This is a genomic window from Streptosporangium sp. NPDC000563 (assembly GCF_040299985.1).
Classification (GTDB): Bacteria; Actinomycetota; Actinomycetes; order Streptosporangiales; family Streptosporangiaceae; genus Streptosporangium.
Map to the genome: position 1 here is coordinate 183550 of NZ_JBEPDA010000016.1, position 9260 is coordinate 192809.

At 69.6% G+C, this 9260-nt stretch carries 4 protein-coding genes; 3 read left to right on the plus strand and 1 reads right to left on the minus strand.

The genetic code is table 11. The features are described from left to right. Nucleotides 1-6: 6 nt before the first annotated feature. Complete coding sequence (locus tag ABT352_RS29110) at nucleotides 7-2703, minus strand: serine/threonine-protein kinase (RefSeq protein WP_350948137.1); 2697 nt, start codon at nucleotides 2701-2703, stop codon at nucleotides 7-9. Between the two features lie 329 nt (nucleotides 2704-3032). Here ABT352_RS29110 and ABT352_RS29115 point away from each other — a divergent pair, with 329 nt between their 5' ends. The 3 genes from ABT352_RS29115 to ABT352_RS29125 all read left to right on the plus strand — a co-directional run. Next, nucleotides 3033-3980, plus strand: a complete 948-nt coding sequence (locus ABT352_RS29115) for a chorismate mutase (RefSeq protein ID WP_350948138.1) — start codon at nucleotides 3033-3035, stop codon at nucleotides 3978-3980. A 234-nt stretch (nucleotides 3981-4214) separates the two neighbouring features. Then, entirely contained in the window at nucleotides 4215-7736 is a 3522-nt protein-coding gene (dnaE, locus tag ABT352_RS29120; protein ID WP_350948139.1) for a DNA polymerase III subunit alpha, read from the plus strand. Between the two features lie 547 nt (nucleotides 7737-8283). Further along, a partial coding sequence (locus ABT352_RS29125) for a non-reducing end alpha-L-arabinofuranosidase family hydrolase (protein WP_350948140.1) occupies nucleotides 8284-9260 on the plus strand: 977 nt, incomplete at its 3' end.

Sequence of the window (9260 nt, forward strand, 5' to 3'; positions counted from 1 at the left end):
TCCCGCTCACTTTTTGGAGGAGAAGGTCGCGGTGAACCCCTCGAAGAGGTGGAAGTTCTTCTTCCAGTCCTTGGCCAGGGTATGCCAGTAAATGGCGTACCCCCGGCCGCCCTTGGTGATGAACCCCCTGTTGATCACGCGGGCCTTGCCCGAGTTGGTGTTCCAGGTGAACTCCCAGTCGGAGGCCTTCACCATGTACTTGACGTTCTCGATCCGGATCCGGTCGTAGCCGTTGAACGTGCTTCTGACGTTCGGTTCGTAGTTGAGCCAGTCCTGCTTGGGGTCGGGATTCGCCTTGTCGACGTACTCGACCATCACGTAGCTCACCCGATCGGGCCCGCGGAACCACACCTGCTGGCCGGGCCGCTTGTCCACGCCCCACCCCTTGGGCAGGCCGATCGAGAAGCCGTTGCTGTCCTTGTGCATCCGCCAGCCGGAGGGAAGGGAGGACTTCTTCTCCGTCTTGGTGGGACTCGGGCTGGAGGAGGGGGACTCGGAAGGATCCTCGGACGGCGACGTCTCAGGACTCGGCGAGCCCTCGGAGGTCGCCTCGGCGCCGCCACTCGGAGCCTCAGACGCGCTGGACGCGCTCGGATCACCCGGCCTGGCCTGGGGGGTCTCGTCGCCGCCACTGCGCATGCCGAGCCAGCCGGCGATCCCGCCGACGATCAGCAGCGCGGGCACGAGCACGAGCAGCCCTCGCTTCACCGGAGAGACGCCCGAACTCCGGGAGATGAGTGTGTCGCCCCCGTCGTCGTGGCTCCCGTTGTCGTGGCCCCCGTAGGCGGGGGGCTCCTCCCTCGGAGCGGGCTCGGACCTGGACGCGGAGGCGGGCTCCTGCTCCGGGACCGGCCCTCGCCCCACAGGTGGGAAGGGGTTGGGCCGCGAGACGGGTTTGCGCCCCGCCGATCCCGGCTTCGCGACCGGCGGGGCGTCCTCGCGGTCCGTCTCGGGGCCGGTGGGCTTGCCGGCGGCGGGGAGGGCGGACTCGGAGGGCGCCGCGTCAGGCTTCGTCTCGCGTACCCGTGTGACATCGGCCACGGGCTCGGGCTTGGGGGTGGGCTGGGTCGTGGGGCCGATGGCGGGTCTGGGTTTGGGGGCGAACCTGGCCAGGATCGGGGGCGCCGCTTCGTCGGCGGGTGTGGCCCCTGCGGCGGGTTCGGATGTCGGGGTGGGCTTGGGGGTGGGCTCGCGCTTCGCGCCGGTGGTGGGTTTCGGTTTGGGGGCGAACCTGGCCAGGATCGGAGGCGCGGCCTCGTCGGCGGGTGTGGCCCCTGCGGCGGGTTCGGATGTCGGGGTGGGCTTGGGGGTGGGCTCGCTCTTCGCGCCGATGGTCGGCTTCGGTTTGGGGGCGAACCTGGCCAGGATCGGGGGCGCGCCCTCGGCCGCGGAGGACAGCGGGGGAGCGGGGGTGGCCTTGCCGGTGGGACGCTTCGCCTTCGAGTCCGCTCCCGCCTCGGGAGCCCGCGCACCCGCTCCGGCGTCCGGGCCGGGGGAGTCCGCGGCGGCCTCGGCGGCCTGCCCGCCCTGCGCGGTCTTCTTCGGCGCCGCCTTCGCCTTCTCCGCGGAACCGGCCGCCGGAGCGGACGGGGGAACGTCGGGGGCGGGGGTGGGCGTCGGCCGTACGGCTTCTGCGGGCGTCCTGGCGGAGGTCTTGGCCGGGTTCTTGGCCGGGTTCTTGGACGGAGGCTTCCGCGGCTCCTCGCCGCGCGCGGGCGGGGCGGACGCCTCCTCCTTGGCACCCGAGGGTTCCGAGGGTACGGAGTCCAGCTTGGCGCCCGTCTCGGGGACGGCACCCGGCTGGAAGCGGGCCCCGGGATCGGTGTCGTCCCCCGCGTTCACGGCCGGCATGACGGCGGTCCTGGGAGGCCGGACCCGGTCGCCCTCGGCCACCCGGCGCAGCAGCCGCTCGGCCTCCTTGTAGGGCATGCGCAGCGCCGGATCCTTGCGGAGCAGCCCTTCCAGGACGGGGGCGAGCGGCCCGGCGTGCACCGGAGGCTCGGGCTCGTCGTTCAGGATCGCGTGCATGGTCGGCAGCGCCCCGCCCCTGTCGTGCGGGGGCTTGCCCTCGACGGCGGCGTACAGGGTCGCGCCGAGCGACCACAGGTCGGACTCGCGCTGCGCGGCGCCGCCCTTGATGCGCTCCGGCGGGATGAACGCGGGCGTGCCCGCGATGCCGGTCATGGTGAGGGCGGTCTCGGCCTCGAGCGTGGCGATGCCGAAGTCGGTCAGCACCACCCGGCCGTCGTCGGCGAGCAGTACGTTCTCCGGCTTGACGTCGCGGTGCAGCACTCCCTGGGCGTGGGCGGCGCGCAACGCCTCGAGCAGCTTGAGACCGATCTCCGCGACCCGTCGAGGCGGCAGCGGCCCGTCCTGGCGCATCACCTTGCCGAGGGAACGCGACTCCACCAGCTGCATGACGATCCAGGGACGCCCGTCCTCCTCGACGACGTCGTGGACGACGACCACGTTCGGGTGCGTCAGACGCCCTGCGGCGCGAGCCTCGCGCTTGGTGCGCCGGTTGAAGTCCTCCTGGTTGTCCTCGCCGAGCATGTCGGCGTAGCGGACCTCCTTGATCGCGACCTCACGGTCGAGGAGCTCGTCGTGGGCCCGCCACACGATGCCCATGCCACCTCGGCCGATGGCTTCGAGCAGCTGGTATCGGGAGGCGACTCGCCGTCCCGCGGGCTGTGCTTCGGCCATCAACCGGCTACCTCCTTCTGAACCCCCGAATACTCTCATAGCCCAGTAAAGTGATCGACTCACACGCCGCAGAAAAGTCCACGCCTTGAGATGCGCTGTCCAGTACGTGGCGGATGCCGGGAAGATGACCTAAGGTTGAGCCCATGACCTGCCACTTCGCGTTCATCGTGCCGGCTCAGGAGAGCCGGCCGTGACAGTCGGGAACTAGCGACCGGCCGGAGCCGGCACGAGGCGGGGACATGAGGTCTCTGCCTCTTTCTCTGTCCGAAGTCCCTTCTCGAACGGCCGCCGGCTCGCGGGACGCGCGTCGGCCGAACCAGGGGAGCCTCATGTCGTCCACCGCACAGCGCACGGCACACATGGAACGCGCCACGGTACGGCTGGGCACGCTCACGGTGGGCGCGGGGCCGGCCGTGGTGATCGGCGGGCCGGGCGCGGACGCCCGCTGGATCAGCCTGCGGGACCACCGAGGGGGAGTCGCCGTCCACGGGGCGGAGGAGTCCGTGGCCCGCGTCCAGGGGGCGGGGCCCGTCCTGGTGGAGCCCTCCTGTGAGGGAGATCTTCCGCTGATCGCCGAGAGGGCCGACGGCACGGTGGTCGGCGCGGCCTGGATGCGGGACTCCGGGCTGGTGCGCGCCACCGCCGGGCTCGGCCTGCCGATGCTTCTCCAGCGCGACCCCTCCGCGACGTTGGAGGAGTGGCTGGAGGTCGCCGGTCACTGCGCGGCCGAGGGCAACGAAGGGATCGTGCTCTGCGAGGGCGGCCGTGGCCCCCTGGGCGTCGCCGCTCCCGACCTGGCCCTGATGAGCGCCGCGCGTGAGAGGTCGGGGCGTCCCGTCCTGGCCGGTCTCGGCACCGACCCCGCGCTGGCCGCCGCCGCGATCGCCGCGGGTGCCGACGGCCTCCTTCTGGACCCCTCCGCGAGCGATCGGGACGCGCTGGCGGCGCACGAGGCCGTGAAGATCGTCGGAGCCCTCATCCGCAGGGAGAGCCCCGACTCGGTGCCCGCCGCCCGCGAGGCCATCGACCGTGTCGACGCCGCCCTCGCCGTCCTCCTGGAGCGCCGCGCCGAACTGGCCGGGACCATCCAGCGCCTCAAGCCCGTCGGAGGTTTCGCCGGTCGCGACCCCGACCGCGAGCGCCGCCTGGTCGCCGAGATGGCCCGCCGTGCCCCCGTACTGGGCGAGACCAGGCTCGCCCCCATCATGAACGCCGTGATCGAGGCGGGCCTCCACCTCGCCGAGGAGCGCCGGGCCGCGCCTCGCGACCGAAGGTGAGAAGAACGCCGACGACCCGGGCGCCTCGGCCGCTCCGAGGCGCGGTGAAAGACTGAGGCGCGGTGAAGGACTGAGGCGCCGCGAAAGACCGGGGCGCCGCGAAGGATCGGGGTGCCCCGGGAGGGCCGGGGCGTCCGGAGGAGAGACGACTCAAAGCGCATGAGTCACTTCCGGAACTCGGATTTGGATACGCTTTCCCCGCCGACGGTGCGACTAGGGGGAGGACGGGGCCGCATGTCAGACTCGTTTGTGCATCTGCACGTTCACACGGAATACTCCATGCTGGATGGGGCCGCCCGTTTGAAGCAGATGTTCAAACAGGTCGGCGATCTGGGCATGCCCGCCATCGCGATCACCGACCACGGCAACATGCACGGGGCCTACGACTTCTACAAGCAGGCGACCGGGGCCGGGATCAAGCCGATCATCGGCATCGAGGCCTACGTCGCCCCCGCCTCCCGGCACCAGAAGAAGCCGGTGCTGTGGGGCGAGCCGCACCAGAAGCGCGACGACGTCTCCGCGGGTGGTTACTACACCCACATGACCATCTGGGCGAAGAACGCCAGGGGCCTGAGCAACCTGATGAAGCTCTCCTCGCGCGCCTACACCGAGGGATTCGTCCGTAAGTGGGCCCGGATGGACGCCGAGATCCTCGCCGAGCACGCCGAGGGCCTGATGGCCACCACCGGCTGCCCGTCGGGCGAGGTGCAGACCCGCCTGCGCCTGGGCCAGTACGACGAGGCGGTCGCGGCGGCGGCGAGGTTCCAGGACCTGTTCGGCAAGGACAACTACTACCTGGAGATCATGGACCACGGGCTCGACATCGAGCGCCGGGTCCGCGACGGCCTGACCCGCATCTCGCGTGAGCTGGACATCCCGCCGCTGGTCACCAACGACTCCCACTACACCTACGAGTCCGACGCGACCTCGCACGACGCGCTCCTGTGCATCCAGACCGGCAAGCAGCTGTCCGACCCCGACCGCTTCCGCTTCGACGGCAGCGGTTACTACATCAAGAACGCCGACGAGATGCGCGCCGTCGACTCCTCGGACCTGTGGGCCGAGGGCTGCCGCAACACCCTGCTGGTCGCCGAGAAGGTCGACCCGAGCGGCATGTTCGGTTTCAAGAACCTGATGCCCACCTTCCCGCTGCCCGAGGGGGAGACCGAGGAGAGCTGGTTCCGCAAGGAGATCTGGTCGGGCATGGAGCGGCGCTTCCCCGAGGGCGTCGACGAGGAGCACCGCGCGCAGATCGAGTTCGAGATGAACGTCATCCTGCAGATGGGGTTCCCCTCCTACTTCCTCGTGGTCGCCGACTTCATCATGTGGGCCAAGAACAACGGCATCCGCGTCGGCCCCGGGCGAGGCTCGGCCGCGGGTTCGCTGGCCGCGTACGCGCTGGGCATCACCGACCTCGACCCGCTGCCGCACGGGCTGATCTTCGAGCGGTTCCTCAACCCCGACCGTGTCTCCATGCCCGATGTCGACATCGACTTCGACGAGCGCAGGCGCGGCGACGTGATCCGCTACGTGACGGAGAAGTACGGTGCCGACAAGGTCGCCATGATCGCCACCTTCGGCACCATCAAGGCGAAGGCCGCCATCAAGGACGCGGCCCGCGTCCTCGGGCATCCGTACGCGCTGGGCGACAAGGTCTCCAAGGCGTTCCCGCCCGCGGTGATGGGCAAGGACATCCCGCTGTCGGGCATCTTCGACTCCAGCCACCCGCGCTACAACGAGGCCGGTGAGCTGCGCAGGCTGTACGAGGAGGACGTCGACGTCAAGTCGGCGATGGACCTGGGCAGGGGCCTGGAGGGCCTGATCCGGCAGACCGGCGTGCACGCCGCCGGGGTCATCATGTCGGCGGAGGTGCTGACCGACTACATCCCGATCATGCGCCGCGACTCCGACGGTGTGATCATCACGCAGTTCGACTACCCGACCTGCGAGACGCTCGGCCTGCTGAAGATGGACTTCCTGGGCCTGCGCAACCTCACGATCATCGACGACTGCCTGAAGATGATCGAGGCCAACACCGGCGAGGCCATCGACCTGCTCAAGCTGCCGCTGGACGACCGCAAGACGTACGAGCTGCTCGGCAGGGGCGACACCCTGGGGGTGTTCCAGCTGGACGGCGGCGGCATGCGGTCGCTGCTGCGGCTGATGAAGCCCGACAACTTCGAGGACATCTCCGCCGTCGGCGCCCTGTACCGGCCGGGTCCGATGGGCGCCAACTCCCACACCAACTACGCGCTGCGCAAGAACGGCCAGCAGGACATCGTCCCGATCCACCCGGAGTTCGAGGAGTCGCTGCAGGAGATCCTCGGCACGACGTACGGCCTGATCGTCTACCAGGAGCAGGTCATGGCCATCGCGCAGAAGGTCGCCGGGTTCTCGCTCGGCAAGGCCGACCTGCTGCGCCGGGCGATGGGCAAGAAGAAGAAGGCCGAGCTGGACAAGCAGTTCGAGTCGTTCGAACAGGGCATGAAGGACAACGGCTACTCCGCGGCCGCGATCAAGACGCTCTGGGACATCCTGCTGCCCTTCTCCGACTACGCCTTCAACAAGGCGCACAGCGCCGCCTACGGCCTGGTCTCCTACTGGACCGCCTACCTCAAGGCCAACTACCCGGCCGAGTACATGGCGGGGCTGCTCACCTCGGTCAAGGACGACAAGGACAAGTCGGCCCTCTACCTCAACGAGTGCCGCCGCATGGGCATCAAGGTGCTGCCGCCGGACGTCAACGACTCCGACTTCGACTTCACCCCGCGTGGCACCGACGTCCGGTTCGGCCTGTCGGCGATCCGTAACGTCGGAGGCAACGTGGTCGACGGGATCATCGCCGCACGCCGGGAGAAGAGCCGTTTCGCCGACTTCAAGGACTTCCTGCGCAAGGTCCCCATGGTGGTCTGCAACAAGCGGGTCATCGAGTCGCTGATCAAGGCCGGCGCCTTCGACTCCTTCGGGCACGTGCGCAAGGGCCTGGTGATGGTCCACGAGCAGGCCGTCGACAGCATCATCGGGATCAAGAAGAACGAGGCGCAGGGGCAGGACTCCCTGTTCGGCGCCATCGAGGGCGCCGAGGACCAGACCTTCGACGTGCAGATCCCGCTGGGGGAGTGGGACAAGAACACCCTGCTGCAGTTCGAGCGGGAGATGCTCGGCCTGTACGTCTCCGACCACCCGCTCTTCGGCGTGGAGCACATCCTCGCCTCCGGGGCCGACTGCTCGATCGCCTCGCTGCAGGACGAGCACCGGCCGGACGGTCAGGTCGTCACCGTCGGCGGCATCCTGAGCGGCCTGCAGCGCAAGGTCACCAAGAAGGGCGACACCTGGGTCCTCACCCAGCTGGAGGACCTGGAGGGCGCCATCGAGGTGATGATCTTCCCTTCGGCGTACCAGCTCTGCGCGACGGTGCTCGCCGAGGACGCGATCGTGTTCGTCAAGGGGCGCCTGGACAAGCGTGAGGACGTCGGGAAGATCATCGCCATGGAGGTGACGGCTCCCGACCTGACCCGCGAGGCCGGTGGCCCGCTGGCCGTCAGTCTCGCCCTGGCCCGCTGCACCCCGCCGGTGGTCGGCCGCCTCAAGGAGGTGCTGACCGCGCACCCCGGCACCACCGAGGTGCATCTGCAGGTCCACAACGGTCCGAAGACCACCATCGTGCGCCTCGACGACCGCCTCCGGGTGTCGCCGTCCCCGGCCCTGATGGGCGACCTGAAGCAACTGCTCGGCCCCGCCTGCCTGGGGGCCTGAGAACGGGACCCATCCGAGGTGATCCCGGTGGCGCGGCAGGAAGGCGGGGCGGCGAACGGCCGTCACGCCTGATCGGATGGGCGCCGGTGACGGTGGGCCCGACGGAGCGCCTCGGCCGGGGGGAGGGCCCGCGAGGGCGGGCACGTCCGAGCACGGTGGAAGATCGTCGCCATTGATGAACGTTTCATCACAGAGCCGATCTCGCGCGGTGCGATCGGATGCCCGTAAGGGCAGATGAAGGCCCACGGGGGCGGGAGTACCGGGGGAACGGGCGAGGGGCAGTGCCTTGACGCGGATCGGCCGCATCGTATTGGCTCCGCGCACCACCCCTCTCGCCGGAGAAACGAGTAGTCCGCCAGCGGACGTCTTGTTAACGCTAACAAAAACCGTGACCCCGCATACGTCCGGGCCGACCCCCGGGTGCGCCCACACCAGTCCCTGACAGCGGCTGGACGAGAAGATGAGGAGCACGCACATGCGCCTGCCCTGGCGAACGCGGACACCGCGCCGCTCCGCCGTCACACCGACGGCACCGTCCCGATCGGCCATGCGCCGAGGCCTGGCGATCGTCACGATCCCGATCCTGATGGCGGCCGCCGGTCTGATGGCCACGCAGCCCGCGCAGGCGGCCGTCGCCTGCCGGGTCGACTACACCGTCAGCTCGTCGTGGCCGGGGGGCTTCGGCGCCAACGTCACGATCAACAACCTGGGCGACCCGGTCAACGGCTGGCGGCTGACCTGGTCCTTCGGGGGCGGCCAGCAGATCACCCAGATGTGGAACGCCACGTCCGCCCAGTCCGGTTCCGCGGTGACCGCGACCAATGCCGCCTACAACGCAGCCATCCCCACGGGAGGCAGCACCTCCTTCGGGTTCAACGGCTCGTACAGCGGCAGCAACCCGTCGCCCACCTCGTTCTCCCTGAACGGCGTGGCCTGCACCGGGAACCCCGGAAACCCCGACCCCACCCCCACACCCACCCCCACGGTCACGCCGACTCCCACGCCGACGCCGACTCCGACGCCCGGTAACTGCACCCTTCCCTCGACGTACCGCTGGACCTCCTCGGGCGTGCTCGCGACCCCGAAGGCGGGCTGGGTCTCGCTGAAGGACTTCACCGTCGCCCCCTACAACGGCAAGCAGCTCGTCTACGCCACCACCCACAACACCGGCACCAGCTGGGGTTCGATGAACTTCAGCCTGTTCACCAACTACTCGGAGATGGCCTCGGCCAGCCAGAACACGATGAACAACGCCACCGTGGCGCCGTCGCTGTTCTACTTCGCGCCGAAGAACATCTGGGTGCTCGCCTACCAGTGGGGCGGCCCGGCGTTCTCCTACCGCACCTCGACCGACCCCACCAATCCCAACGGCTGGTCGGCACCCCAGACGCTGTTCTCCGGCAGCATCTCCAACTCCGGCACCGGCCCCATCGACCAGGCGCTCATCGGTGACGGCCAGAACATGTACCTGTTCTTCGCCGGCGACAACGGCAGGATCTACCGGGCCAGCATGCCCATCGGCAA